We start from the raw sequence: 24,876 nt of genomic DNA, 5'->3' as shown, positions 1-24,876 counted from the left end.
GCGCCGTTCATACGATCGCCGCACGGCACCGCGTGCCGGTCGCCGACCGAGCGAGACGCGGAGGCGCCCGTGGGTTCGACGCCGCGCCGGCGCGCGTCCGGCGGGCCACCGGCCGAAAGCCGTCGTCACAGAGGAAGGAACGGACCCTGTCCCGTCACATCCCCCTGATCGGCCGCACGTCCGTCTCCGACGCGGAGGCGGGCCCGTACGCCATCACCACGGGCCCCGACGGCGCGCTGTGGTTCACCCTGGTCCACGCCGGCGAGATCGCCCGCCTCGCGCCCGACGGCCGGCTCGACCGCCACCGGCTCGATTCTGCGTCCTGCGGGCCGTCGATCATCACACCGGGCCCCGACGGAGCGCTGTGGTTCACCCGGAGCCAGGACCACCGCATCGGCCGCGTCACCGTGGCCGGGGAGGTGTCGTCCTTCCCGGTGCCGACGCCCGGGTGCGGCCCGTTCGGCATCACCGCGGGCCCCGACGGCGCCCTGTGGTTCACCCAGATGCACACCGATCGGATCGGCCGCGTCGACACCGACGGCCGGATGACCGAGTTCCCCCTGCCCGTCAGCGGCTCGTTCCCGTCCGCCATCACCACGGGCCCCGACGGCGCGCTCTGGTTCACGCTCAACCGGGCGAACGCGATCGGCCGGATCGACACCGACGGGGAGGTCACGATCCATCCCCTCCCCACCGAGCGGGCCGCGCCGGTCGGCATCACGCACGGCCCCGACGGCGCGCTGTGGTTCGTGGAGATCGGTGCCGGCCGGATCGGCCGCGTCGACACCGACGGCCGGGTGACCGAGTTCCCCCTGCCCGACCCTTCCTGCCGGCCGCACGCCATCACCGCCGACCCGACCACCGGACTGTGCTGGTTCACCGAGTGGGGAGCGGGCCGGGTCGGGTCCATCACCTCCGACGGACACGTCGAGGAGTACGACCTGCCCGTGCCGTCGTCGGAACCACACGGCCTCACCGTGGGCCCCGACGGTGCCCTCCACATCGCACTGGAGATCGGGGAGATCATCCGGCTGGAACCGCGCTGAGCGCCCGCCCGCCACCGAAGCGGAGGACGCTCCGGTGGCGGACGGGCGGACGGGCGGACGGACGATCGACCGGGCGCGCACCGGGAGGAGAGGGACGGCCGGAGAGCGCTCCCCCCAGGAGACGCCCTCCGGCCGTCCGCCGCCCGCGCACCTGGGCGGCGTGGGGGGTGGACGGTTCAGGACCGGCCCGGCGGAGGAACCGGCTCCCCCGCCGGGCCGGACGGGCTCACATCCGCTGCCAGAGCGCCGGGGTGTTCGGCGGCTCCCAGCCCGGCTGCGCCTGGTGACCCTGGAGGCAGCGGTAGCCGACGCCCCCGTAGGTCACCTGGTCGCCGATGCCGTAGACCTTGCCGGCCTGCCAGGTGCCGCCCGGCTCCTCGCCCGGCGGGTCGGTGGGGGGCGGGTCGGTGGGCGGGGTGCCGCCGGTGGTCTTGAGCGTCAGTCCGTACACCGAGAGGATCTCGTTGATCGGCTGGTGGTACGTCGTCCCGCCGGTTCGGCAGTTGCCCGAGCCGCCGGAGGTGACGCCCTGCGCCTGGCTGCCCGAGATGTACGCGCCCCCGGAGTCGCCGGGTTCGGCGCACACCGTCGTGCGCGTCACGCCGGTGATGGTGCCCTCCGGGTAGGTGACGCTGGTGTTGTGCTGCTGGATGGTGCCGCAGTGCCAGCCCGTGGTCGAGCCGGAGCGGCAGATCGAGGCGCCCACCGCGGCCTGCGTGGACCCGGCGACCTGGACGGTGCCGCTGGAGGTCTTCACGTACGGGGTGGCCGTCCAACTGCTGTTCGCCGCGACCCAGGCGTAGTCGTTGCCGGGGAAGGACGACCCCTGGAAGGTGCCCAGCGCCACCCGGTTGTGGCCGGAGACGCCGGTGCCGACGCGACCGCAGTGGCCCGCGGTGGCGAAGCCCTGCTGGGAGCCCTTGGTCACGGGGAAGCCGACGGAGCAGCGACCCCCACTGCCCATGTAGTACGCGTCACCGCCCCGCAGGTCGTACAGCGGGCGGGGGCGCTCGGACGACTCCACCACGCGCACCAGCGCGTGATCGACACCGGCGGCTTCGACGAAGTCGCGCGCCGCCGCGGGTTCGGAGGCGTGGACGACCACGGAGTTGGTCCGCACGTCGACGTACCACACCGGCGCCGCGCCGGTGGCGCTCTTCCGCGCGGCCCTGTCCAACGCGGCCTTGGCCGCGTCGAGTTCGGCCAGACTGTGGTCGACGACCTCGGCCCGAGCGCCCCCGGCGGCGATCCGGGACACGTCGGCGGGGTCGGTGGTGGCCACCGTGAGCGTCTCGGCCTCCGTGCCCTTCACCCAGGCGCCGGCGAAGTCGCCGCCGAGCGTCAGCCGCAGCGCCCCGGCGACCGTCCCGGCCGTGCCCTCGTTCACCAGTCGGTCCCGCGCCTGGTCGGCGCTGAGGTCGAGGTCGCGCTGCATGGCCTTGAGCAGACCGGGCGGGACGGAGGACAGGGCGGACGGCGTCGACGGGGCGCCGGTCGTCTGCGTGGCGGACGCGGCGGGATCGGCCGCCACGGCGCCCGGCAGTCCGGTCAGGGCGAGCGCGCCGGTCGCCACGACGGCGGCGCACGCGCCTATGACGCGTCTGTGGAGCATGTGGATCTCCTCGGTTTCGTCGGGGTGACCGAAACCGTAGACGCGGACACGACAGGGGGAGGAGCTGTCAGTTCTCCTCCCCCCACCGCGTTATGGAAGCCGGCTCGCCCCTTCCGGACCGCGGGGGGCGCCGTGCCGCCGCAGGCGGATCAACGCCCGTCGGACGGGGCGAGGTGGTCGAGGGACGTCACCAGGGCCTTGCGTCGTCCGTTCTTGGCCGGGGCCGAGACCAGACCGAGCTGTTCGAGCGCGTCGAGAGCGCGTCGAGCGGCCGGGCGGGAGAGGGAGAAGTGCTGCTGCACGTAGACGATGCTGGCGTTCTGATCGGCGATGACCGCCCGCGCGATCTCGCGCAGGGCCCCGACCCCCATGCCGGCGGCCTCCGCCTGCCGAGCGAACGGATCGTCGGTGGGGGCGGCGGAGACGGTGGCGGCAAGGGGCGCCGCGGGTGCCTCGGTGGTGGGTTCGGGTTCTTCGGTGGGGGTTTCCGGTTCCGGGGTCGTGGTGTCGGTGGTGGATGCCTCGGTGGTGGGGGTGGGGTCTTCGGTGGTGGGTTCGGGTTCTTCGGTGGGGGTTTTCGTTTCCGGGGTCGTGGTGTCGGTGGTGGATGCCTCGGTGGTGGGGGTGGGGTCTTCGGTGGTGGGTTCGGGTTCTTCGGTGGGGGTTTTCGTTTCCGGTTCCGGAGTCGTGGTGTCGGTGGTGGGTGCCTCGGTGGTCGGGGTGGGCTCCTCGGCGACTGCTTCGGGTTCCGTGTCGGGTTCCGTGCCGGGCGCCTCGTCGGTCTTCTCGACTGCCGGAGCGGGCTGTTCGGCGAGCACGTCGACTTCCTCGACCGACGAGCCCCCGTCCGTCGTGGTCGGCGCGGGGTCCGGCGTCCGGAGCGTCTCGTCGTCGGTCTCCTCCCGGTCCGTCCGGACGGTCTCCGAGACGGGAGTGCTGGGGGAGGGAACGAACAGGCCACTCACCGACGGCCGTTCCCGGATCGGTTCCTCCACCGGGGCGGACAGCGGGGTGTCGTCCGCCGCCTCGCCCTCGTGCTGCTCCGTCGCCGCCTCCTCCTTCCGCGGTTCGGTCCGCCGCTCCTGCTCGGCGCGGGCGGCGTCCGACGGCTCCGCGTCGGCTTCCTTCCGCCCGTCGCCCCGGCCGTGAGCGGCGTCGGGGCGGTCCGCCGAAGCGCGGCGGCGCACCAGGACACCGATCCCCGCGGCGCCGAGGAGGACGACGCCGCCCACCAGGAGCGGCGGGGAATCGAGGACGACCCCGAGCAGGAGGGCGAGCAGGCCGATCGGTGTCAGAACCGCGGACAGGACCGTGACCGCCTTCGTCCGGGCGTCCTTCGAGGAGTGTGGCGCCGCCTCCCCGGCGGTGCTCCTCCCGCCGGACCCACCGGCGGTCCGTGGGGCGTCTTCCCGCAGGGGCCGCCACTCCACGGCGGTTCGGCCCACTCCTCGGCAGCTTCGGCCGTCGTTCTCGTGGTGGTCGATGATCTCGTTGGTCACCGGCGCCCTGTGCTCGCAGACCGGGCATGTATCGCGACGCATTTCCGCCCTCTCGTGGCACTTCCCAGGTGGACGGACTGTAGCGGACGGCGGGAGGCGCCGTCGGAGGCGGCACCGGTGGTCCGTTTCCTTCCGGGGGTCTACCCCCTGACCAGCGGAACGGTCCCCTGTCTCTCCGCTCCGCTCTCCGGCGGGACTTGTGCCCCTCCGGGCGTGGGACGGGAGTTCCGCGGATCAGACGGAGTCGTGGCATCCGATCGCGGTCGGGGGCACCGCGCCGAAACCGGGGTGTTCCGCCAACCACCGGGTGTAACTCGTGCTGCGCGCGGCGGCTTCGGTGTGTGCCGCGCGGGCGTGTCCGACCACGGACGTGGCCACTCCCGCGGCGGGCGCCCCCGGGTGCCAACCGATCAGGTGCCGCCAGCGCAGGGGCGCGCCGGCCAGCGGGCGGGTCACCAGGCCGGGCGTCGGCGGGAACGTCGCACGGCACAACCCGACCGCACGTCCCACCTGCACCAGGTGGACGCACGAGGCGGTGTCGGTCTCGTAGACGCGGACGGGGGTGAACCCGGAGCGGGCGCAGGCGGCGGCGAAGCAGTCCGCGAAACAGCCGTCTCCCGGCACGTCCGTCCAGGACTCCTCCGCCAACTGCCCCAGCTCCACCTGGTTCCGGTCGGCCAGCGGGTGGTCCCGGCCCAGCATCACGAACACCGGGTCGACCGCGATCTCCCGCCACACCAGTCGGTCCGCCGCGGGCGGCGGACTCTCCCCGCAGGCGCCGACCAGCGCGAAGTCCACCCGGCCCTCGACCACCAACGCGGCGATCTCCCGCTCCGACCAGGAGGTGCGCGTGGTCACCGCGACCCCCGGGTGGGACGCCGCCAGCCGGTCCACCAGGCCACCCAACAACGGCCCGTGTGTACCACCGAGTCGGAAGCGCGGCATGCCGTCCCATGCCCGGGCGAACCGCACGGCCTCCTCCTGGAGTTCACGGGCCGCGGGCAGCAGCACGCCGGCCCGGTCCAGCACCAGTTCGCCGAGCGCGGTCGGCCGCACCCCGTGCCGTCCCCGGGTGAACAGCGGTCCCCCCAGGGTTCGTTCGATCCGCTTCAGTTGGGTGCTGAGCGCCGGCTGGGCCAACCCCAGCGCCATGGCGGCCCGGGTGAGACTGCCCGCGTCCGCGATCGCCCGGATCGTCTTCAGGTGCCGCAGTTCCAGGTCCATGGCGGACAGCTTGGGCCGCCTCCGTCCGTCGGGCAATACATCGGCGGAGCATTGGTACGGACCATTGCTCCGGCGGTGGCGGTGGGTCGGGGCTCCGGCACCATGTCGGGCGGCATGTCGTCTCCGTCGCCTTTCCCCCGGTCCTGCGGCGCGACGTCCCCCTCCGCGTTCGCCGCCCCGCACGGCCCTGCCGTCGCCCCGGGCGGTCGGGGGGACGGGCGCCCCCGGTGTGTCGATCCTGTCCTCGCCCGGCCCTTCACCCGGTCGGTGCACATGCCGGCCGCGCCGCCGGGGTACCCCACCCGTCTCCATGTCGTCTACCGCGACCGGGACGAACGGCTGGGCGCGCGGGCGCCCCGGCACGGATGGGAGCGTGTCCGATGATCACTCCACAAGGCGGTCCCGAGCCGGACCGCGAGAAGCACCCGGCCGGCGAGGTCGTGGGCCTGCCGGCCCAGGGGGAGTGGCTGCTGGCCGAGGCCGAGGTGGCCGAAGCGGGGAGGGCGAGCCAGACCGTCGTGGAGGTGCCGGGCCTCAGCGTGACCCTGATGGCCCTGAAGGAGGGGCGTGGCCTGGCCGAACACCGGGCCCCCGGCGCCGCGACCCTCCTCTGCCTGACCGGACGCGTGTCGCTGAGCACCGTCGATCGGTCCTGGAGGCTGGAGCCTCGGGAACTGATCGCCATCCCGGGGGAGCGGCACCGTCTGACGGCGGAGGCCGACTCCCTGGTCCTGCTCACCGTCCGGCTGGACTGACGGCCGGGTCCGGGCGGGGTCCGCCGTGCCGAGGGCACGTCACCTCCCACGGCGGCCCGTCACGGCAGCGGCCCGCTGCCGTAGGGCGCGTACAGGTCCAGCAGCCGGGTGCGGGCGTTCTGCAGCCGGTGTGCCACGATCTCGGCCACCCGCACGGCGATCGCACGTCCCAGCACCGCGTCGGCCTCACACAGCTCCCTCACCTTGGCGGCGTCGAACTCCAGCGCGCGCACCGGACTGAGCGCCTCGGCACCCAGGTGCCAGGTGTAGGGCGGGAACAGCCAGGACCACCCCAGCAGGTCCCCGTGGGAGAGGGTCTCCACCACGACGGGGCGGCGGCCGGGAATCCGCATGTCGAGGGTGACCGACCCGGTGCGGATCACCCAGAACCGGTCGGTGCGACGGCCCTCCTCGGAGATGCGCTCGCCGGCCGGGAAGGACGCCTCGCGGGCGAACTCCAACAGCCGCTCGCGCCCACCGGGCGGCAGGGCACTGAACAGGTTCGTGGGGGCGGCGATCATGGCGGTCCTCCCTCGGAACGGGGCTGTGCGCGGGGCGTCCGCGTCCGGCCGGTGCCGTGGCGTCCGCCACCACTCCTCTCCTCCGTTGTACTCCTGCGCCGCGGAACGGGCGGGGGTTCCACCGCCGCCGTCGCCGCGCCGGCCGATCCCGGGCCGGGACCACTGCCCGTACCGATCACGGGTATCCGGAGCAGTCGGGAGACGTGAGGCGGCGGCGTGCCGCCCGAGCAGCACGGAGGTGCGCGATGGTCCGTACGGTCACCGTGGGCGTGGACGGATCGGCCGAGAGTCTGGCCGCGGCCGACTGGGCGGCCCGTGAGGCGCTGAGCCGGAAGGCTCCGCTGCGTCTGGTGCACGTGCGGGAGCCCGACCCGTTCGGCCCGCCGGACTCCGTCGCCGACGAGGAGACCCGGCGGCACTGGGCCCAGCGGATCCCGCGCGGTGTGGCCGACGGACTGACCGGCCGGTATCCGGAGCTGGAGATCACCACCGACCAGCTCACCGGCCGTCCGGCCGAGGTGCTGGTCTCCGCCGCCGAGCAGGCCGGGGTGCTGGTCGTCGGCTCCCGGGGGCTGGGCCCCATCGCCGGCTTCCTGGTCGGCTCCGTCGGCCTGGCCACCGTGGCCCGCGTCGCCTGCCCGGTGGTGCTGGTGCGGGCCGGGGCCGCCGGAGGGGACGAGGGGAAGGACACCGGCGCGGACGGCGACGGCGGCGGCGACGGCGGCGGCGGGGAGGCGACGCGGCGCGAGGTCGTCCTGGGGCTGGAGCTGTACCGCGAGTGCGACGAGGTGATCGAGTTCGCCTTCGACGCCGCGGCCCGCCGTGGAGCCCCGCTGAAGGTCGTCCACGGCTGGAACCCGCCACTGGTCTACGGCATCGACCCCGTGGCCGTCGATCCCCGCATGGCCGGCGAGCTGGCCGAGGAGAGCGCCCGGGTGCTGGGCGACACGCTGCGCGGATGGCGGGAGAAGTACCCGAACGTGGAGGTGAGGGCGCGGGCCGTGGCCGGCCGGCCGTCCCGCCTGCTGACGGAGGCCTCCGAGGGCGCCGCCCTGCTGGTCGTCGGCCGCCGTGGCCGCCGCTCCCCGCTGGGTTTCCACATCGGCCCGGTGGCCCACGCGGTCATGCACCACGCCGCGTCGCCGGTCGCCGTCGTCCCCTTCGACTGACTCCGACCCGACCCGACCCGACCCGCCCCGCCCCGTCCGGCCCGACCGCCGGGGCGTTTCGGGGCGTGCCCGCGGGCGGCCCCCGGGGAGCGGACGCGTCGCGCTCCGCCGTTCGGCCCAACGCGACGCGAGAAGGACGTGCCCGTACCGGAGCCTGAGGGTGACGGCCCGGCCACCGCCGGTGTCCGCCCCCGACCCCCGGAGAGCACCATGCGTCGACGTCCCCGAGGCGACCGCGCGGCCCTGATGGTGGCCGCGATACTCATCGCCGGCTGCTCCGCGGCCGGCTCCCAACATCCCCGGCCGGCCGACGCCGCCGCGCCGGGGGACCGGAAGGAACTGACGGTCCCGGCGGGGCCGGACGCGTCCGAGGAACGCGACGCCCCCCGGCGGCGGGACGAGGAAGGACGCGGCCCCGCCGGCCCCGCCCCGGCGGCGGTGGGGGCCAACGAACTGGGGGTGGTGCCGGTGTTGATGTACCACCGGATCGTGGCGGGGGCCACGAGCGTCGACGACCGCACTCCGCGGGACTTCCGCGCGGAGCTGGAACGGCTGGCGCGGGAGGGGTACGTGCCGATCACCGCTCGGGAGTTCACCGACGGCAGGATCGACATACCCGCCGGAACACACCCGGTGGTGCTCACCTTCGACGACTCGGCCCCCAGCCAGTTCCGACTGGACGCGGACGGCCGGCCCGATCCCGACACCGCCGTCGGCATCCTCCTCGACGTGGCCCGGCGCCACCCCGGATTCCGTCCCGTGGCGACCTTCTTCGTCAACGAGGACCCCTTCGACGACCCCGGCGGACGCCGGACCCTCCGCTGGCTCCACGACCACGGGTTCGAGATCGGCAACCACACCCTGCGGCACACCCTCCTGAGCGAAGCCCACGAGGAGATGGTCCGGTGGGACATCGCCGCCTGCCGATGGGCGGTCCACAAGGTCCTGCCCGACGTGCCCGTGGTGTCGATGGCCCTGCCCTACGGCGCCATGCCCCGCCCCGGCCGGCTCGCCGCCGCCGGGGAGTACGCCGGGGTGGGCTACCGGCACCAGGGCGTCTACCTGGCGGGCGCCGGCCCCGCCCCCTCGCCCCACTCCACCGACTTCGAGCCCGGGGCGATCCCCCGCATCCGATCCCAGGCCCCGGCCGGACCGGGCGCCCCCTACGGTTCGACGGCCTGGCTGGACAGACTCCGCGACGGAGGGGCCGAGCGCTACACCTCCGACGGGGACCCGGAGCGGATCAGCTTCCCCCGCTCCCTGGAGCACCTCCTCGACCCCGCCCGCCGGGACGCCGCGCACCCCTACTGACCGAGGTGGCCCGACGCCGCCGGCGGCGCACGGCCTCAGGAGAGCGCCCGGGGAATGTCCTGCTCGGCCCAGACCACCTTGCCGTCGGGCGTCCGGCACGACCCCCACCGGCGGCTGAGCATGTTGACCAACTGCAGCCCCCGGCCGCCCTCGTCACTGAGCCGCGCGTGCTGGATCTGCGGCAGGTCGGGGCCGGTGTCGGACACCTCCAGTGTGAGCCGGTCGCCCCGCATCAGCCGCAGCTGTCCGGGGCCGCCGCCGTACCGCAGCGCGTTGCCGACCAGTTCGCTGACGATCAGCTCGGCGACGTCGGCCAGTTCCGCCAGGTCCCAGCGGCCGAGCCGTTCGGTGACCAGGGAGCGCGCGGCGGCCGCGGCGGTCCCGTCCGGCGGCAGGGACCACACGCACAGGTCGGTGCCCTCCGGCAGCTCCTCACCGGCGGCCACCAGCAGGACGGACTCGTCGATGCGGTCCGCGTCCCCCAACGGGATCCCCGCCGGCTCGTGGGAGGCCGACAGGCGCTCCACCATCGCCGGGGCGGCCTCGGCCAGCCGCCGCACCTGCGCCTCGATGTCACCGCCGCGCGTCTTGACCAGGCCGTCGGTGTACAGCACGAGTCGCTGCCCGGCCGCCACCGGCACGGTGACGGGGTCGTAGGGGATCACCCCGGCGCCCAGGGGCGCCCCGGCGGGCACCTCGACGCGGGAGACCTCGCCGGCGGTGTCCACCAGCAGGGGCGGCATGTGTCCGGCACCGGCCAGGGTGCAGCTCGCGGTGGCCGGGTCGTAGACGGCGCACAGACAGGTGGCGACCGGGTCGTCCTCCAGGTCGCGGGCGGCCAGGTCCAGCCGGGCCAGTACACGGTCGGGAGCGGTGTCCAGGGCCAGCAGCGTCCGGCTGACCGTGCGCAGCCGCCCCATGGTCGCGGCGGCGGCCACCCCGTGGCCCATGACGTCCCCCACCACGAGGGCCGTCCGGCCGCCGGGAAGGGCCACCACGTCGAACCAGTCGCCCCCCACCCCGCTCGGGTCGGGGCTGGGCGTGTAGTGGGTGAAGACGTCCAGTCCGGGCGTGTCGGGCGTGGCCCGGGGCAGCAGGCTGCGCTGGAGGGACAGGACGTGTTCGCGCTCGCGCCCGTAGAGGCGGGCGTTGTCGATGAAGACGGCCGCCTTGGAGGCGAGTTCCGTGGCCAACTCGACGTCGGAGCGGGTGAACGGGGGGCTCCCGGGGCCGCGGACGAAGTCGGCGACCCCGAGCAGGACGCCGCGGGCGACCAGCGGCACGGCCATGTAGCTGTGCACCCCCGCCCGGCGCATCGCCTCCGCCGCGCCGGCGGTCGGGGCCACCCGCGCGTAGTCGTCGCGCCTCATCCGGCCGAGGAGCACCGGTTCCCGGGCCCGCAGGCAGTGGACGGTGATCAGGGTCCGGGGATGGACGGAGAGTTCGCCGGGCTCGTCCGGCTCCAGGTTCTCCAGCTCGGGCACGGAGGAGACCGCGACGGCGCGGGTGACGGGCGCCCCGGTGCCCGCCCACCGGGCGCCTCCCTCGCCGCGCAGCACGGACTCCAGCAGGTCGACGGCCGCGCCGTCCGCCAGTCGGGGGACGGTGAAGTCGGCCAGCTCCTGCGCGGTCCTCTCCAGATCGAGCGTGGTGCCGATCACGGTGCTCGCCCGGTTGAGCCACGCCAGGCGGTCCCGGGAGAAGCGCGAGCGGCGCAGGAGCGCGGCCGCACGGCGCAGTCTCCCGGGGGGCCGGGGGTTCCACCGGTGCCTCTGCCGACCGTCGCCGCTGTCGTTCGTTGCCACGACTCTCCCCGTTCGTGCCCGACCACTGGTGACTCGTAGAGTCTTCCAGGCTTCGGACGGTGGCCTACCGGACGGGGGGACCGGTTGGGCCGAACGGAGCCGCCCGGGGCCCCGGTCCGCGCCGCTGGTCCGGCTCCGCCGGACGGGGGCGGAACGCGGGCCGCCGCCGGACGCGGCGGCCCGGCGGCGGTTCGGCGGCGGATTCGGGAGGGGACGGGGCGGTCAGCGCGTGGCGGCCGTCCGGGCTCCGGGGCCCGCGAGCGACCGCTCGATCTCCTCCAGGCTCCGGCCCCGGGTCTCGGGCACCTTGCGCACCACGAAGACGATGCAGGCCACGTTCATCAGCGCGTAGAGGAAGAACGTGCCGCTGCGTCCGATGCTGTTGATGGCGGTCAGCGCGGTGACCGCGATCAACAGGTCGAAGCCCCACACCGAGAGCGTCGCCAGGCTCGTCGCCGGGCCCCGCACGGCCAGGGGGAGGACCTCCGGACCGATGAGCCAGACCACCGCCTGCATCCCGATGCCGTTGAAGAGGATGTAGGCGAACAGGGAGAGGATCACGGTCCAGCGCTGGAGGGCCGAGCCGTCACCGCCGAGGAAGGCGGCGGCGAGGACGGCCATCGCCAACCCGGAGCCGGGCAGGAACCACAGCATCGTGCGGCGCCGGCCCGCCTTGTCGACCAGGATCGCCCCCGCGACACCGGCGACGACCAGCATCACCCCGATGCCGATGCCGGTCAGCAGCGCCACCGAGTCGCCGAAGCCCGCGTCCGCCAGGACGGTCGGGGCGTAGTAGACGATCGCGTTGATGCCCGTCAGTTGGGAGAACGCCGCGATGCCGATCGCGACGACCAGCGCCGGGCGCACCCACGGCCGGCGCAGTTCCCGCCAGCCGCCGCGGCCCTCGCCGCGGCTGACCGCCGCGATGTCCTCGATTTCGGCGTCGACGTCCTCGCCGGGCCTCCGCAGCCGCTCCAGGACGGAGCGCGCCCTCTCCCGGTGCCCGTGCTCGACCAGCCAGCGGGGGCTCTCGGGCAGCATCGCCATGCCGAAGACCAGGACGACGGCCGGGATGACGGCCAGCCCGAACATCGTCCGCCAGCCGCCGCTGCCCGCCAGGGCCCACCCGCACAGGTACGAGACGAGCTGACCGATCGCGACCATGAGCTGGAACAGGACCATCAACCGCCCCCGGATCTCCGGGGGCGCCATCTCGGCGATGTAGACGGGCACCATGTTCGACGCACCGCCCACGGCCAGCCCCAGCACGAAGCGTGCGAGGATCAGGGTGAGCGTGTCGGGCGCCGCGGCGGCGGCCACGGCACCGACCCCGAAGACCACGGCGACGGCCATCACCACCTTGCGGCGGCCGTACCGCTGCGACAGCCTCCCCGCGAGCAGGGCGCCGACCATGGCGCCCACGAGGATGACGCTGACCACGATCTCCTGCTCCCGGGAGGAGAGCTGGAAGTCCTCCCGCAGGTACAGCAGGGCGCCGGAGATGATGCCGGTGTCGTACCCGAACAACAGCCCGCCGAGCGCGGAGACGGTCGCGACGGCGTAGACCAGCAGGGGGCGTCGTCCCCCGCCGGCCGGCGGGCCCGCGCCTCCTCCGGGGTCGCCCGCGGTCGCGGCTCCCGCGCCCCGGGCCCGCGCGTCGGTCGTCGCCTCAGGCATCGCCCATGACCAGACCCTCGATGGTGTGCTTCTGCGTGATGGGGGTCAACTCCTCCACCACGGGGCAGGCCAGGTGGTCCCGCACGCGCTGGGGCAGCGACTCCCAGTAGGCCCGGGTGACGGCCATGTCGTGCCGTTCGTCGTTGTTCGCCTCCGGGCCGTCGACGCCGAGCACCAGGACCGGCCGGGACTTGGCCGACAGGTTCGCCGTTCCCCGGTGGATCGTCAGGGCCGAGCGGGCCGAGATGTCGCCGCGCCGGGGGTACTTGCGCACCGCCAGCTCCTCGTAGCGCGGGTAGGCCGACTTCGGCGGGAACATGCCGTGCTCGAAGGAGGGGTCGTCGTCCCACTGCGTGCCGGGGGCGATCTCGAACGGGCCCATGTCCTCCTCGGTGTCGACCGTGGTGACGTTGAAGGCGAGGGAGGTCAGACGCCGTTCGGAGCGGGTCTCCTCGGGCATCGGGAAGTCCCGGTGCCAGGGCTGGTTGACGGCGCCCTCCAGCGGCACGTCGAAGCCGAGTTCGACGATCCGGTAGTCGGGGCCCAGGACCGCCGCGCACACCGAGCGCACCCAGGGGTGGTCGACCAGGCCGACGAAGTCGCGGATCTGCTCGGGGTGGATCTCCACGTAGTAGCGGTGGGGACCGCGGCCGACCGCGCCCCCGGGGCGGCTGAGGGCCTCCTCGAAGGCGGCGGCGACGTCCTCGCCGAGCCGGTCGGCCCATTCGGGCGCGAAGGCGCCCCTGCGTGCGGTGATGCCGTCCCGGTAGAGGGCCTCGACGTCCGCGGACACGTCCGTGTCAAGGTCGCCGACCGGCTGTGTGTGGTCTGTCCCTGCCGTCATCTCTGCCTCCTCGCGGTGTCGGGATGCACGACATGTTCCGATGTTGCATGCAACGTTGCAAAGAGCGGTGGGGGGTGATCCATGCCACATTCGGGCCGTCTCTCCGCGGGGCTTCGCGGGCATGGGACCATGACCGCGTGAGAACCAGCCTCAAGGATGTCGCCGCCCGCGCGGGAGTGTCCGTGCGCACCGTGTCGAACGTCGTCAACGGCTCGGCCTCCGTGTCCGAGAGGACCCGCGAGCGCGTCCAGCGGGCCCTGGACGAGTTGGGCTACCGCCCCAACCTGGCGGCCCGCAGCCTGCGGGCCGGACGCACGGGCCTGGTCGGGCTGGTGATCCCCGAGCTCCACTCGCCCTACTTCGGGGAGTTGGCGGGGCTGGTGGTGGAGGCCGCGCAGCGCCGTTCGTGGACGGTCATCATCGACCAGACGCACGGGCGCGCCGACGAGGAGCGCCGCCTGCTGGAGGGCACCCACGCCCCGATCGTCGACGGCCTGATCATCAGCCCCTGGGCCCTGGGCGCCGAGGAGTTGGCCGAGCGGGCGGGCGCCACTCCGATGGTGTTGCTCGGGGAGCGGGACCCGGGACGGTTGGCGGACCACGTGGCCGTCGACAACGTCCTGGCGGCCGACGAGGCGACCCGTCACCTGCTGGACGCGGGGCGGCGTCGGATCGCGGCGGTCGGGCCGCAGCCGGGGCTGCGCAACGGAACCGCCGAACAGCGCCTGGCCGGCTACCGCCGCGCGTTGCGGAGGGCCGGTGTGACCCCCGATCCCGCCCTGGAGGTCCCCGTGCCCACGCTGCACCGCGCCGCCGGCGCCCGGGCGATGGCGCGGTTGCTCGACGGCGGCGGGCCGGTGCCCGACGCGGTCTTCGCCTTCAGCGACGAACTCGCCCTCGGGGTCCTGCTCGTGGCGCGGGAGCGGGGCATAGGGGTTCCCGAGGACCTCGCCGTGGTCGGCTTCGACGACATCGAGGACGGCCGCTACGCCAACCCGTCGCTGACCACCGTCAGTCCGGACAAGGCGCAGATCGCCGAACGCGCTCTGCAGTGCCTGGCCGACCGCGTCTACAGTCCCGGTGCCGCGGTGCCGCCGCAGCGCATCACCGTTCCGCACCGTCTGGTGGCCCGGGAGAGCACCGGCCACGCGCGGTCCCCCGAGGGGACGGGCTCCGCGGACCGGGTGGGCGGGGCGCGCTCCGGAGGCGTGTGACCGGTGTGGGGCCACCGGTCCCGGCTCCTTGACGGACCGTCGACGCGCCGGCTTGATGTTCCGTGATGGGAGCGCTCCCACCCGATCGGAAGGAAGTATCGGATGCCCCAGCACGACAAACGCGCCCTACGGGCGGTGCTGACCGCCCTGCTGTTGTTCCTCGGTCTGGTCGGCGCGGGCCCGGCCGTCGCGACCGCCGCCCCGGCGGCCCCGGCCGCCGATCCGGTGCGGATCATGCCGCTGGGCGACTCCATCACCGGCTCGCCGGGATGCTGGCGGGCGTTGCTGTGGAACCGGCTCCAGGACGCCGGATACAGGAACATCGACTTCGTCGGAACGCTCGGCCCCCAGGGGTGCGGACAGTCGCACGACGGCGACAACGAGGGCCACGGCGGTGCGCTGGTGACCAACGTGGCCCGCCAGAACCAGTTGCCCGCCTGGCTCTCCGCCACCCGGCCGGACATCGTTGTCATGCACTTCGGCACCAACGACGTCTGGAGCAACCGCTCCCCGGACGACATCCTCGCCGCCTACGGCACCCTGGTGGACCAGATGCGGGCGAGCAACCCGAACACCAAGGTGCTCGTCGCGCAGATCATCCCGATGAACCCCGACACCTGCGGCGAGTGCGCCCGGCGCGTCGTGGCCCTCAACGAGCGGATCCCGGACTGGGCCCGGTCGAAGAGCACCCCTGCCTCGCCGGTGATCGCGGTCGACCAGTGGACCGGTTTCAGCACCGCGAGCGACACCTACGACGGGGTCCATCCCGACGCCTCCGGCGACGAGAAGATCGCCGCCCGCTGGCACCCCGCCCTGGCCGACCTGTTGGACCGGGAGGAGCCCGACGAGCCGGGGGAGCCGGAGGAGGGCGAGGTCGCCTGCGAGGCCTCGTTCCGGGCGACCTCCGCCTGGCAGGGCGGCTACCAGGGCGAGGTGACGGTCGAGAACACCGGAGGCGCGCCGCTGGCGGGCTGGACGGTCCGGATCTCCCCGGACGGCGGCGGACGGATCGTCCAGGTCTGGAACGGCACCCTCGAGGCGGGCGCGGACGGCACCGCCACGGTGCGCAACGCCGCCTGGAACGGAACCGTCCCGGTCGGCGGGAGCGCCTCCTTCGGGTTCGTCGCCTCCGGTGGGACCGCGTCGGCGACCGTCGACTGCGCCGCCGCCACGGGCTGACCGTCCGTTCCGCGTTCCACCGCGGCGCCTGGTGGGATTCGGCCACTGAAACCGGCCCGTTGGGGCTACCATCCTCGACTGGCGCCTCCCGTTGCAAGCGCATCTGCACTTACAAATGTAATTGCAGCGGTGTCGGTGTCGATTCCCGAAGTGATGGAACGTCATGGACCGCGTCCCGCCCGAGAGGTGGGACGGGACGCGTCCGGTGAGGGGCGACAATGCGACAGATCGTCAACGGTGTGCGGGCCACGGAGATCGAGGGCGCGGTGTGGCGGAAGAGTCGCCGCAGCAACCCCAACGGCAACTGCGTCGAGCTGGCGCCGCTGCCGGACGGCGGGGTGGCCGTGCGCAACTCCCGCCACCCGGAGGGGCCCGCCCTCGTCTACACCCGCGACGAGATGGTCGCCTTCCTGGAGGGCGCCAAGGACGGCGACTTCGACGACATGGTCGGCTGACGGCCCGAAGGGCCGCCGGGCCGCGCGGACGACCGCGCGGCCCGGCGGGGCGTCGGGGCCGTCGACGGGGAGGCGCGCGGGGGCGCATCCGGGTGGGGGCGCGGAGCGGTCGCTGTACGACGCGGTGCCCGCGGTGGCACACTGGGTGCCTGTCCCTTCACCCAGGAGAACAAGCATGGCCGCCGAATCGAGCCGCCCCTTGTCGATAAGACGCTATATCGAGCATCCCAAGGGGAGTCCGACGGTCCTGCGCCTGGTGATCGGTTCCCAACTGCGGAGACTGCGCAAGGAACGCGGCATCGACCTGGAGGAGGCGGCCAAGGCGATCCGCGGCTCCAGCGCGAAGATCAGCCGCCTCGAACGGGGACAGGGCGCCTGCAAGGAACGTGACGTGGCGGACCTGCTCACGCTCTACGGAGTGCTGGACGAGGAGGAGCGGGCGGACTTCCTCGCCCTGACCCGTCAGACCGCCACCCGCGGATGGTGGCACCGGTACAGCGACGTCCTTCCGGGATGGTTCGACCGGCACATCGGCCTGGAGGAGGCCGCCGCCGTCATCCGCGTCTACGAGGTGCAGTTCGTCCCCGGCCTGCTCCAGACGGAGGACTACGCCCGTGCCGTGATCCTCCTGGGCCATCCCCGCGCCTCGGTCCACGAGAACGACCGCCGCGTGCGACTGCGCATGGACCGGCAGGAACTGCTCACCCGACCGGACGCGCCCCGGCTGTGGGCCGTGCTGGACGAGGCGGCGCTGCGCCGTCCGCTGGGCGACACCGAGGTGATGCGCGGTCAGCTCCGCCACCTGATCGACATGGCGCGGCGCCCCAACGTCACGCTCCAGGTGGCGCCGTTCAGCGTCGGCGGACTGGCCGCGGCGGGCGGCCCGGTGACGATACTGCGCTTCCCGGAACCGGACCTGCCCGACGTGGTCTACCTGGAACAGCTGACCAGCGCCCTCTACCTGGACAAAGAGGAAGACGTCGACCACTACCTGTCCATCATGGACCGGCTGTGCGCGGTCGCCGAGACCCCCGTGAGCAGCGTGGCCTTCCTGGAGAGGCTCCTGGACGAACTCGGCTGACGCCGGTTCCGCACGGCACCGCCGTGCGGAACCGGCACCCGCGCCCGGTGGGGCGCGGGTGCCGCGCGGGCGTCCGGCCGGGAGCGCGGCGCTCAGGGCCTCCGGGCGACGCCCCCGTACTCCTTCCACTCCCAGGAGCGCTGCCGGGGGCCGACATCGGAGTCGGGCCGCCAGGTGGAGACCTCCACCAGCCCCGGCTCCAGGATCTCCAGTCCCTCGAAGTAGGCGTCGACCTCACGGGGCTCCCTGACCCTGCCCCAGTTGCCTCCCGTGTTGATGTCCATGAACTCGGTCACGGCGCGCCGCGTCTCGGCGTCCTCGCTGACCAGTTGGCAGATCACCAGGAAGCTGCCGGGCGCCAGCCGGTCGGCGACCCGGCGTATCAGCCCGGCCGGGTCCTTGGAGTCGGGGATGCAGTGCAGAACCGAGTTGAACAGGGCGACGACGGGGCTGTCGAAGTCGATCAGCCGGACGGTGTCGGGGTGGCCGAAGATGCCCTCGGTGTCGCACATGTCCGCCTGGATGACGGTGGTGTTCTCGTTCTCCTCCAGCAGGGCGCGGCCGTGGGCCAGGACGATGGGGTCGTTGTCCACGTAGACCACGCGGCTGGTCTTGTCCACCTGCTGTGCGATCTGGTGGACGTTGTCCTGGGTGGGCAGTCCGGAGCCGTGGTCGATGAACTGCCGCATGCCGTAGTCACGGGCGAGGACGCGCACCACGCGTTGGAGGAAACGGCGGTTGTTCAGGGCCAGTTCCTGGGTGCTGGGCACCACTTTCAGGAGTTCTTCGGCCGCCTCGCGGTCGACGGCGTAGTTGTTCTTGCCTCCCAGGTAGTAGTCGTACATCCGCGCCGCTGTGGGGACGTTGACGTCGACGACGTCGGACAGCGGATTCCTGGCCTGATTCATTCGGGCCTTCACAACCTTCCGGCATGGCTTGCGTGTTGGGGGAACGAAGCGGCAAACGCCGAGTGAGCCCATGCTGCCGGCCCCTCGGGTTCTCCGCCGCCCGAACGAGCGCTTCCGGGCCGCTCCGCGCAGGGCGACGGCACGCCCCGGTGGTCCGTCGCGAGCCACCGGAGGCGCGGGGCGCCCTCGGAAGGTGTCTTCCGCCGGCTCGGCCTCTCAGGTGGAGTCGCGGACCACCAGCGAGGTCGGCAGGACGACGTGGTGTCGCGCGCTTCCGGGCTTCTCGATCTCCTCCAACAGGAGTTCGGTGATCATCCGACCGATCTCCTCGACGGGTTGCCGCACGCTCGTCAGGGGCGGATCGGTGTGCCGGGCGACGATCGAGTCGTCGAAGCCGACCACCGCCACGTCGTCCGGGACCCGCCGCCCGTGCCGGCGCAGCTCGGCCAGCGCGCCCGCCGCCATCACGTCCGACGCGGCGAAGACCGCGTCCAGGTCGGGGCGCCGCTCCAGCAGGGCGCGCATCGCCGAGCGCCCGCCCTCCTCGGTGAAGTCGGCGGGCGCCACCAGGTCCTCGTCCACCGTCCGTCCGGCCGCGCGCAACGCCTCCCGCCAGCCGCGCAGTCGGCTGCCGCCGACGTCCATGTCCAGGGGGCCGGTGATGGTCGCGATCCCCCTCCGGTCGCGCTCCAGCAGGTGGCGCACGGCGGCGGAGGCACCGCCGACGTTGTCGGAGTGCACGTGGTTGAGCGGCTCGTCGGCCGAGCGACGCCCGGCCAGCACGGTCGGCAGGTCCAACTCCTCCAGCAGCCCGGGCAGGGGGTCGTCGCGGTGCACCGAGACCAGCAGGACGCCGTCCACCCGGCGGGCGGTGAGGAAGCGGGTGAGCTGGTCCATCTCCCGTTGGTCGCGCACCAGGGTGAGCAGCAATTGGATCTGGGTGCCCGCGAGTCCGGTGCTCACCCCGCGGATCACGGCGGAGAAGTACGGTTCCGAGCCCAGTCGGCTCTCCGACTCCGGTATCACCAGGGCGATGGAGTCGGTCCTGCTGGTGACCAGGCTGCGCGCCACCGAGTTGGGGACGTAGCCGAGCTCGGTGATCGCGGCCTGCACCGCCGCCCTCGCCTCGTCGCTCACCAGGGGGGAGCCGTTGAGGACCCGGGAGACGGTGGTGCGTCCCACGCCGGCCCGGGCCGCCACGGTCTTGATCGTCGGCCGCCGAGTGGCCCCCAAGGGTGTCCCGCCTTCCTCTGCTCCCTCACGCCGCGTACGGCGCTCACCAGCGCATTGTGCCAGACGAGCACGTACCGCCCCGTCGGCGGCCGAGGCGTCCGGACGGGTTCGGGGAGTGGAATCCGTCCTCCTCCTTGACATCGGGCGCCTTGGACGGGGAGTCTGCCACAACCCGGTGGGAACGTTCCCACCTCGGAATGGGAACGTTCCCACCCTGTTCGGGTCCCGGAACGATCCGATCCCCCACTTTTCGGTACCGCGGTGGTGGACCACCGCCCGCAGGGAGGTCTCCATGGGCAGAGCCCGCAAGCTGTTCGGTAGGAAGGCGGTGGCCGCCGCCTCGGCCGCCGCGCTCGCACTCGTCGCGGGTTGCTCGGGAGGCGACGGCGGAAGCAACGGGAAGTCGAAGGACGGCAAGACCGTCGTCACCATGGGCCTGTTCGGCGTGATGGGGATCAAGGAGACCGGCCTCATCGAGCGGTACATGGAGGAGAACCCGGACGTCCGCGTCGAGGTCGAGGTCGCCGGCGACGAGCAGACGTACTACACGGCCCTGCAGACCCGGCTGGCGGCCGGCAGCGGCCTCAAGGACATCCAGGGCATCGAGGTCGCCCGCGCCAAGGAGCTCGTCGACACCCGGGCGGACCGGTTCGCGGACCTCTCCGACGCGGGCGACACCGGCCACTTCCTGCCGTGGAAGCTGAGCCAGGTCACCACCGGCGACGGCAAGATCATCGGGCTCGGCACCGACATCGGCCCGATGGCGGTCTGCTACCGCAAGGACATGTTCGAGAAGGCGGGCCTGCCCACGGACCGCGAGGAGGTCGCCAAGCTCTGGGAGGGCGACTGGTCCCAGTACGTCGAGGTGGGCAAGGAGTTCAAGTCCGGCTTCGGGGACGACGGCGTCGCCTACATGGACGCCGCCAGCGGCCTGTTCAACGCCATGATCTACGGCCACTCCCAGCAGTTCTACGACAAGGACGGGGAGCTGATCCACCAGGACAACCCGGTCGTCAAGGACGCCTGGAACCTGGCCGTGGAGGCCGCCCAGGACGGGCTGACCGCCAAGCTCCGCCAGTTCCAGCCCGGCTGGGACCCCGGACTGGCCAACAGCAGTTTCGCCACCGCCGTCTGCCCGGCCTGGATGCTCGCCCACATCAGCGAGAAGGCCGGCCCGGCCAACAAGGGCAAGTGGGACGTCGCCAAGGCCCCCAAGGGCGCCAACTGGGGCGGCTCCTTCCTCGGGGTCATGGAGAACAGCCCCGTCAAGGAGGAGGCCAAGAAGCTGGTCGCCTGGCTGACCGCCCCCGAACAGCAGGAACACATCTTCAAGGAGATCGGCAACTTCCCCTCCTCCGAGGAGGCGTTGGAGTCCGACACGGTGACCGGGGCGACGTCCGAGTACTTCGGTGACGCCCCGATCGGGGAGATCTTCGGGGCCGCCGCCAAGGAGATCCCCGACGAGCAGGTGCTCGGCCCCAAGGACGGCACCATCAAGGACACCTTCTCCCAGGGGCTCCAGTTGGTGGAGCAGGGCAAGAGCCCCGAGGAGGCGTGGAACACCACGGACGAGCGCATCAGGAAGGCCGTCGACTGACCCCGGTCGGCCCGCCCGACACCGTCCGGTCCTCTCCCGAACCCGCCCTGCCCCCGAGGTCCCCGGCGGCCGTCGCCTCCCCGTGAGGCCGCCGGGGACCTCCCCGCGCGCACCCCGGAACCCGACGGACCGGAAACCCGAAGCCCCAGGAAGAACCCCAGGAAGGACAGCCCTCCGTGGCCACCTCCACTCCGGCATCCGGCACCGGTGGGCCGCACAGCGGCGCACCGGCCGGCGTCTCCGAAGAAGACTCCGCCGGCCCGCCCCCGTCGGATCGGCGGGGACCGTCCCGCTCCCGACCGGCGTGGAGCACCCTGCTCCACCGCTTCGACATCAAGACCGCGCCCTACGCGTTCGTCGCCCCGTTCTTCGTCGTCTTCGCCGCCTTCAGCTTCTACCCGCTGCTGTACACCTCCTGGATCTCCCTCCACGACGTGGAGCTGGCGACCATGGACGTCATGGAGTGGAAGGGCTTCGGCAACTACACGGAGCTCTGGCAGGACGAACAGTTCTGGAACGCCCTGCTGAACACCTTCACCATCGGGGTGATCTCCACCGTCCCGCAGTTGCTGATGGCCCTCGGTCTGGCGCACCTGCTCAACTACAAGCTGCGCGGCTCGGCGTTCTTCCGCGTCGCCGCCCTGACGCCCTACGCGACCTCCGTCGGTGCCGCCGCCCTGGTCTTCACCATGCTCTTCGAGCGCGACTTCGGCATGATCAACTGGGCGCTCGGCCACATCGGGATCGACAACGTCGACTGGGAGGGCGAGAAGTGGCCCGCCCAACTGGCGATCTCCTCCATCGTGATCTGGCGGTGGACCGGCTACAACGCCCTGCTGTACCTGGCCGCCATGCAGGCCATCCCCAGGGAACGCTACGAGGCCGCCGCCATCGACGGCGCCTCGCGCTGGCAGCAGTTCACCAAGGTCACCATCCCCGGAATCCGCTCCACGATCGTCTTCACCATCGTGCTGTCCACCATCGGGGCCACCCAACTCTTCGGCGAACCGCTGATCTTCGGCCAGGGCCCCAACGGCATCAGCGGCGGAGTGGACAACCAGTACCAGACCCTCGGCCTGCTCCTGTACGAGCAGGGCTGGAGGAACTACGAGATGGGCCGGGCCGCCACGGTCGCCTGGGCGATGTTCCTGCTGCTCGTCCTGATCTTCGTCCTGCAGCGCCTCGTCAGGCGCCTGTCGACCCGCACGTCCTGACCGGGAGCGGCCAACCCATGACCACCGACACCGTTCCGCCCTCGGCGGACGCCCTCGAACCGGCGACCGGGGCCACCCCGCCCCGCGACCGCGGGCTCCGCCTCACCCTGCGTCCGAGCGCGGGCCGCCAACACCACGCGGGGCCGGTCGCCTACGCGCTGCTCATCGGGGCCTCGCTGCTCTCCCTCTTCCCGCTGTACTGGACGATGGTGGCGGCCTCGACCGACAACACCCGCGTCTCCCAGACGCCGCCGCCGTTCCTGCCGGGCCCGAACCTCTTCGAGAACCTGGGGAGCGCCTGGCAGGACGCGGCGATGGGCAAGGCGCTGACCAACAGCTTCATCGTCGCCGGGACGATCGCCCTGGCCACCGTGCTCTTCGCCACCCTGGCGGGCTTCGCCTTCGCCAAGCTGCGCTTCCGCGGCCGCAACATCCTGCTGATGCTGGTCATCGGCACGATGATGATCCCGCCGCAGCTCAGCGTCGTGCCGCTGTTCATGATGATGACCGAGCTGGGCTGGGGCCAGAAGCTGCCCGCGGTCATCTTCCCCACCCTGGTGAGCGCCGTCGGCGTGTTCTTCATGCGGCAGTACCTGCTGGAGGCCCTGCCGGACGAGCTCATCGAGGCGGGCCGCGTGGACGGCGCGCACAGTCTGCGGATCTTCTGGAGCATCGTCCTGCCGGTCGCGCGGCCGGCGATGGCGGTGCTGTTCATGATCACGTTCGTGCACGCCTGGAACGACTTCTTCTGGCCGTACATCGTCCTCGACATGACCAACCCCACGATCCCGGTCGCCCTCACCCAGCTCAGCGCGGGCTACATCCGCGACCAGTCGATCATCATGGCCGGCGCGCTGCTGGGCACCCTCCCGCTGCTGGTGATGTTCGTCGTCTTCGGCAAGCAGATCGTCGGCGGCATCATGCAGGGCGCGGTCAAGGGCTGACCGACGGCCCACGCGGCACCGGGCCCACCCCGCCCGACCCACCTCCACACCACCACACCCGACCGGAAGGACCTCCGTGGCCACCGCATCCCGTACCGCCGAACCCGCCCCGGCGACCTCGACCGCCCGGGCTTTCCCGCCCGGCTTCCTGTGGGGCACGGCGACCGCCGCCTACCAGATCGAGGGAGCCGCCACCGAGGACGGCCGCACCCCCTCCATCTGGGACACCTACTCCCACACCCCCGGAAGGACCCGCAACGGGGACACCGGCGACATCGCCTGCGACCACTACCACCGCTGGCGCGAAGACGTGGCGATCATGTCCGACCTGGGCGTGGGCGCCTACCGCTTCTCCGTCTCCTGGCCGCGTGTGCAGCCCACCGGCAGCGGGCCGGCCTCGCGCAAGGGCCTGGACTTCTACAGCCGGCTGGTCGACGAACTGCTCGACAAGGGCATCAAGCCCGTCCTCACCCTCTACCACTGGGACCTCCCCCAGGAGCTGGAGGACGCCGGGGGCTGGCCCGAGCGCGCCACCGCGCAGCGGTTCGCCGAGTACGCGGGCATCGTCGCCGACGCCCTCGGCGACCGCGTGCCGACGTGGACGACGCTCAACGAGCCGTGGTGCTCGGCCTTCCTCGGCTACGGATCCGGCGTCCACGCCCCCGGCCGCACCGACCAGGTCGACGCCCTGCGCGCCGCCCACCACCTCAACCTCGCCCACGGCCTGGGCGTCCAGGCGCTGCGCGCCGCACTGCCCTCCGAGGCACAGGTGTCGGTCACCCTCAACCTCCACCACGTGCGGTCCCTGACCGACGGCGAGGCGGACCGGGACGCGGCCCGCCGCATCGACGGCGTCGCCAACCGGGTCTTCACCGGCCCCATGCTGCGCGGCGAGTACCCCGAGGACGTCCTGCGGGACACCGCCCACCTGACGGACTGGTCGTTCGTGCGCGACGGCGACACGGCGGAGATCCACCAGCCGCTGGACTTCCTCGGCGTCAACTACTACAGCCCCACGCTCGTCTCCTCCGCCGCCTCCGGCCCCGCCTCCCACAACGCCGACGGACACGGCGTCAGCGAGCACAGCCCCTGGCCGGGCGGCGACGACGTCGCCTTCCACCGCTCGCCGGGCACCACCACGGCGATGGGCTGGACGGTGGACCCCGACGGAATGTACGAGTTGCTGACCCGGGTCGGGGACGACTTCCCCGGACTGCCGGTGATCATCACCGAGAACGGCGCGGCCTTCGACGACTACGTCGACCCCGAGGGCCGCGTCACGGACCCCGACCGGATCTCCTACCTGCACGGCCACCTGGCGGCGGTGCACCGTGCCATCGCCGACGGGGTGGACGTGCGCGGCTACTTCCTGTGGTCCCTGCTGGACAACTTCGAGTGGGGATACGGTTACAGCAAGCGGTTCGGCGCCGTCTACGTCGACTACGCCACCGGCCGGCGCATCCCCAAGGAGAGCTCCCGCTGGTACGCCCGCGTCGTCCGCGACGGGGTCCTGCCGCCCACCCCGGAGGCCTGACGGAGTCCGGTGTGGACGCCGGGCCCGGCCGACCGTTCGCGGCCGGCCGGGCCC

The 24,876-nt window shown here is 72.9% G+C and carries 21 protein-coding genes; 12 read left to right on the top strand and 9 right to left on the bottom strand.

Translation table 11 applies throughout. The features are described from left to right. Positions 1 to 158: 158 nt before the first annotated feature. The gene (locus tag F0L17_RS02210; RefSeq protein WP_476691285.1) at positions 159 to 1,046 is read left to right on the top strand and encodes a Vgb family protein; all 888 of its coding nucleotides are present in this window, start codon (positions 159 to 161) and stop codon (positions 1,044 to 1,046) included. A gap of 226 nt (positions 1,047 to 1,272) precedes the next feature. Here the strand turns inward: F0L17_RS02210 and F0L17_RS02205 are convergent, their stop codons facing one another. The 3 genes from F0L17_RS02205 to F0L17_RS02195 form a co-directional block, all read right to left on the bottom strand. Then, positions 1,273 to 2,658: an alpha-lytic protease prodomain-containing protein gene (locus F0L17_RS02205; protein WP_155069602.1), complete on the bottom strand. Its 1,386-nt coding sequence runs from the start codon at positions 2,656 to 2,658 to the stop codon at positions 1,273 to 1,275. 149 nt (positions 2,659 to 2,807) lie between these two features. Continuing rightward, the gene (locus tag F0L17_RS28240; protein WP_162465678.1) at positions 2,808 to 4,157 is read right to left on the bottom strand and encodes a DNA translocase FtsK; all 1,350 of its coding nucleotides are present in this window, start codon (positions 4,155 to 4,157) and stop codon (positions 2,808 to 2,810) included. A gap of 234 nt (positions 4,158 to 4,391) precedes the next feature. Beyond that, positions 4,392 to 5,381, bottom strand: coding sequence for a LysR family transcriptional regulator (locus F0L17_RS02195; protein WP_155069597.1), 990 nt, complete (start codon positions 5,379 to 5,381; stop codon positions 4,392 to 4,394). Positions 5,382 to 5,761: 380 nt separating this feature from the next. On the opposite strand from F0L17_RS02195, the gene F0L17_RS02190 reads away from it, so the two are divergent. After that, complete coding sequence (locus F0L17_RS02190) at positions 5,762 to 6,136, top strand: cupin domain-containing protein (protein WP_202917831.1); 375 nt, start codon at positions 5,762 to 5,764, stop codon at positions 6,134 to 6,136. A 59-nt stretch (positions 6,137 to 6,195) separates the two neighbouring features. Here F0L17_RS02190 and F0L17_RS02185 read toward each other — a convergent pair whose 3' ends face one another. Next, complete coding sequence (locus F0L17_RS02185) at positions 6,196 to 6,657, bottom strand: cyclic nucleotide-binding domain-containing protein (protein WP_155069595.1); 462 nt, start codon at positions 6,655 to 6,657, stop codon at positions 6,196 to 6,198. 245 nt (positions 6,658 to 6,902) lie between these two features. Between F0L17_RS02185 and F0L17_RS02180 the strand changes: the two genes are divergently transcribed. Both F0L17_RS02180 and F0L17_RS02175 read left to right on the top strand, forming a co-directional pair. Then, the gene (locus F0L17_RS02180; RefSeq protein ID WP_155069593.1) at positions 6,903 to 7,826 is read left to right on the top strand and encodes a universal stress protein; all 924 of its coding nucleotides are present in this window, start codon (positions 6,903 to 6,905) and stop codon (positions 7,824 to 7,826) included. A 210-nt stretch (positions 7,827 to 8,036) separates the two neighbouring features. Further along, positions 8,037 to 9,137: a polysaccharide deacetylase family protein gene (locus F0L17_RS02175; RefSeq protein WP_238419232.1), complete on the top strand. Its 1,101-nt coding sequence runs from the start codon at positions 8,037 to 8,039 to the stop codon at positions 9,135 to 9,137. A gap of 35 nt (positions 9,138 to 9,172) precedes the next feature. On the opposite strand, the gene F0L17_RS02170 is transcribed toward F0L17_RS02175, so the two are convergent. The 3 genes from F0L17_RS02170 to F0L17_RS02160 form a co-directional block, all read right to left on the bottom strand. After that, entirely contained in the window at positions 9,173 to 10,942 is a 1,770-nt protein-coding gene (locus F0L17_RS02170; RefSeq protein WP_420802368.1) for an ATP-binding SpoIIE family protein phosphatase, read from the bottom strand. A 222-nt stretch (positions 10,943 to 11,164) separates the two neighbouring features. Beyond that, complete coding sequence (locus F0L17_RS02165; protein WP_155069591.1) at positions 11,165 to 12,619, bottom strand: sugar porter family MFS transporter; 1,455 nt, start codon at positions 12,617 to 12,619, stop codon at positions 11,165 to 11,167. Next, the gene (locus F0L17_RS02160; RefSeq protein ID WP_155069589.1) at positions 12,612 to 13,463 is read right to left on the bottom strand and encodes a phytanoyl-CoA dioxygenase family protein; all 852 of its coding nucleotides are present in this window, start codon (positions 13,461 to 13,463) and stop codon (positions 12,612 to 12,614) included. Before F0L17_RS02160 ends, F0L17_RS02165 begins: the two co-directional genes overlap by 8 nt. 137 nt (positions 13,464 to 13,600) lie before the next feature. On the opposite strand from F0L17_RS02160, the gene F0L17_RS02155 reads away from it, so the two are divergent. The 4 genes from F0L17_RS02155 (at position 13,601) to F0L17_RS02140 (ending at position 17,392) form a co-directional block, all read left to right on the top strand. Further along, the gene (locus F0L17_RS02155) at positions 13,601 to 14,677 is read left to right on the top strand and encodes a substrate-binding domain-containing protein (protein WP_162465677.1); all 1,077 of its coding nucleotides are present in this window, start codon (positions 13,601 to 13,603) and stop codon (positions 14,675 to 14,677) included. Positions 14,678 to 14,779: 102 nt separating this feature from the next. After that, complete coding sequence (locus F0L17_RS02150) at positions 14,780 to 15,856, top strand: GDSL-type esterase/lipase family protein (protein WP_155069585.1); 1,077 nt, start codon at positions 14,780 to 14,782, stop codon at positions 15,854 to 15,856. Positions 15,857 to 16,074: 218 nt separating this feature from the next. Further along, positions 16,075 to 16,311, top strand: coding sequence for a DUF397 domain-containing protein (locus tag F0L17_RS02145; protein ID WP_155069583.1), 237 nt, complete (start codon positions 16,075 to 16,077; stop codon positions 16,309 to 16,311). A gap of 175 nt (positions 16,312 to 16,486) precedes the next feature. Then, entirely contained in the window at positions 16,487 to 17,392 is a 906-nt protein-coding gene (locus F0L17_RS02140) for a helix-turn-helix domain-containing protein (RefSeq protein ID WP_155069581.1), read from the top strand. Between the two features lie 92 nt (positions 17,393 to 17,484). Here the strand turns inward: F0L17_RS02140 and F0L17_RS02135 are convergent, their stop codons facing one another. Together F0L17_RS02135 and F0L17_RS02130 are read right to left on the bottom strand one after the other, a co-directional pair. Then, positions 17,485 to 18,300, bottom strand: coding sequence for an SAM-dependent methyltransferase (locus tag F0L17_RS02135; RefSeq protein ID WP_155069579.1), 816 nt, complete (start codon positions 18,298 to 18,300; stop codon positions 17,485 to 17,487). 216 nt (positions 18,301 to 18,516) lie between these two features. Continuing rightward, positions 18,517 to 19,533 (bottom strand): LacI family DNA-binding transcriptional regulator, encoded by a 1,017-nt coding sequence (locus F0L17_RS02130; RefSeq protein WP_155069576.1) that lies wholly within the window; start codon positions 19,531 to 19,533, stop codon positions 18,517 to 18,519. Positions 19,534 to 19,825: 292 nt separating this feature from the next. On the opposite strand from F0L17_RS02130, the gene F0L17_RS02125 reads away from it, so the two are divergent. From F0L17_RS02125 to F0L17_RS02110, 4 genes are all read left to right on the top strand, one after another. Next, positions 19,826 to 21,130, top strand: coding sequence for an ABC transporter substrate-binding protein (locus F0L17_RS02125; RefSeq protein WP_155069574.1), 1,305 nt, complete (start codon positions 19,826 to 19,828; stop codon positions 21,128 to 21,130). Positions 21,131 to 21,306: 176 nt separating this feature from the next. Beyond that, on the top strand, positions 21,307 to 22,344 hold the full coding sequence (locus F0L17_RS02120) for a carbohydrate ABC transporter permease (RefSeq protein WP_338017920.1): 1,038 nt from the start codon (positions 21,307 to 21,309) through the stop codon (positions 22,342 to 22,344). Between the two features lie 17 nt (positions 22,345 to 22,361). Further along, positions 22,362 to 23,288: a carbohydrate ABC transporter permease gene (locus F0L17_RS02115; protein ID WP_155069572.1), complete on the top strand. Its 927-nt coding sequence runs from the start codon at positions 22,362 to 22,364 to the stop codon at positions 23,286 to 23,288. 76 nt (positions 23,289 to 23,364) lie between these two features. Then, positions 23,365 to 24,822, top strand: coding sequence for a GH1 family beta-glucosidase (locus F0L17_RS02110; protein WP_162465676.1), 1,458 nt, complete (start codon positions 23,365 to 23,367; stop codon positions 24,820 to 24,822). The last annotated feature ends 54 nt before the right edge of the window (positions 24,823 to 24,876 follow it).

Source organism: Streptomyces taklimakanensis (assembly GCF_009709575.1).
Classification (GTDB): domain Bacteria; phylum Actinomycetota; class Actinomycetes; order Streptomycetales; family Streptomycetaceae; genus Streptomyces; species Streptomyces taklimakanensis.
The sequence above is the reverse complement of the archived record's forward strand: the minus strand, read 5'-3'. Positions and strand labels throughout refer to the sequence as shown.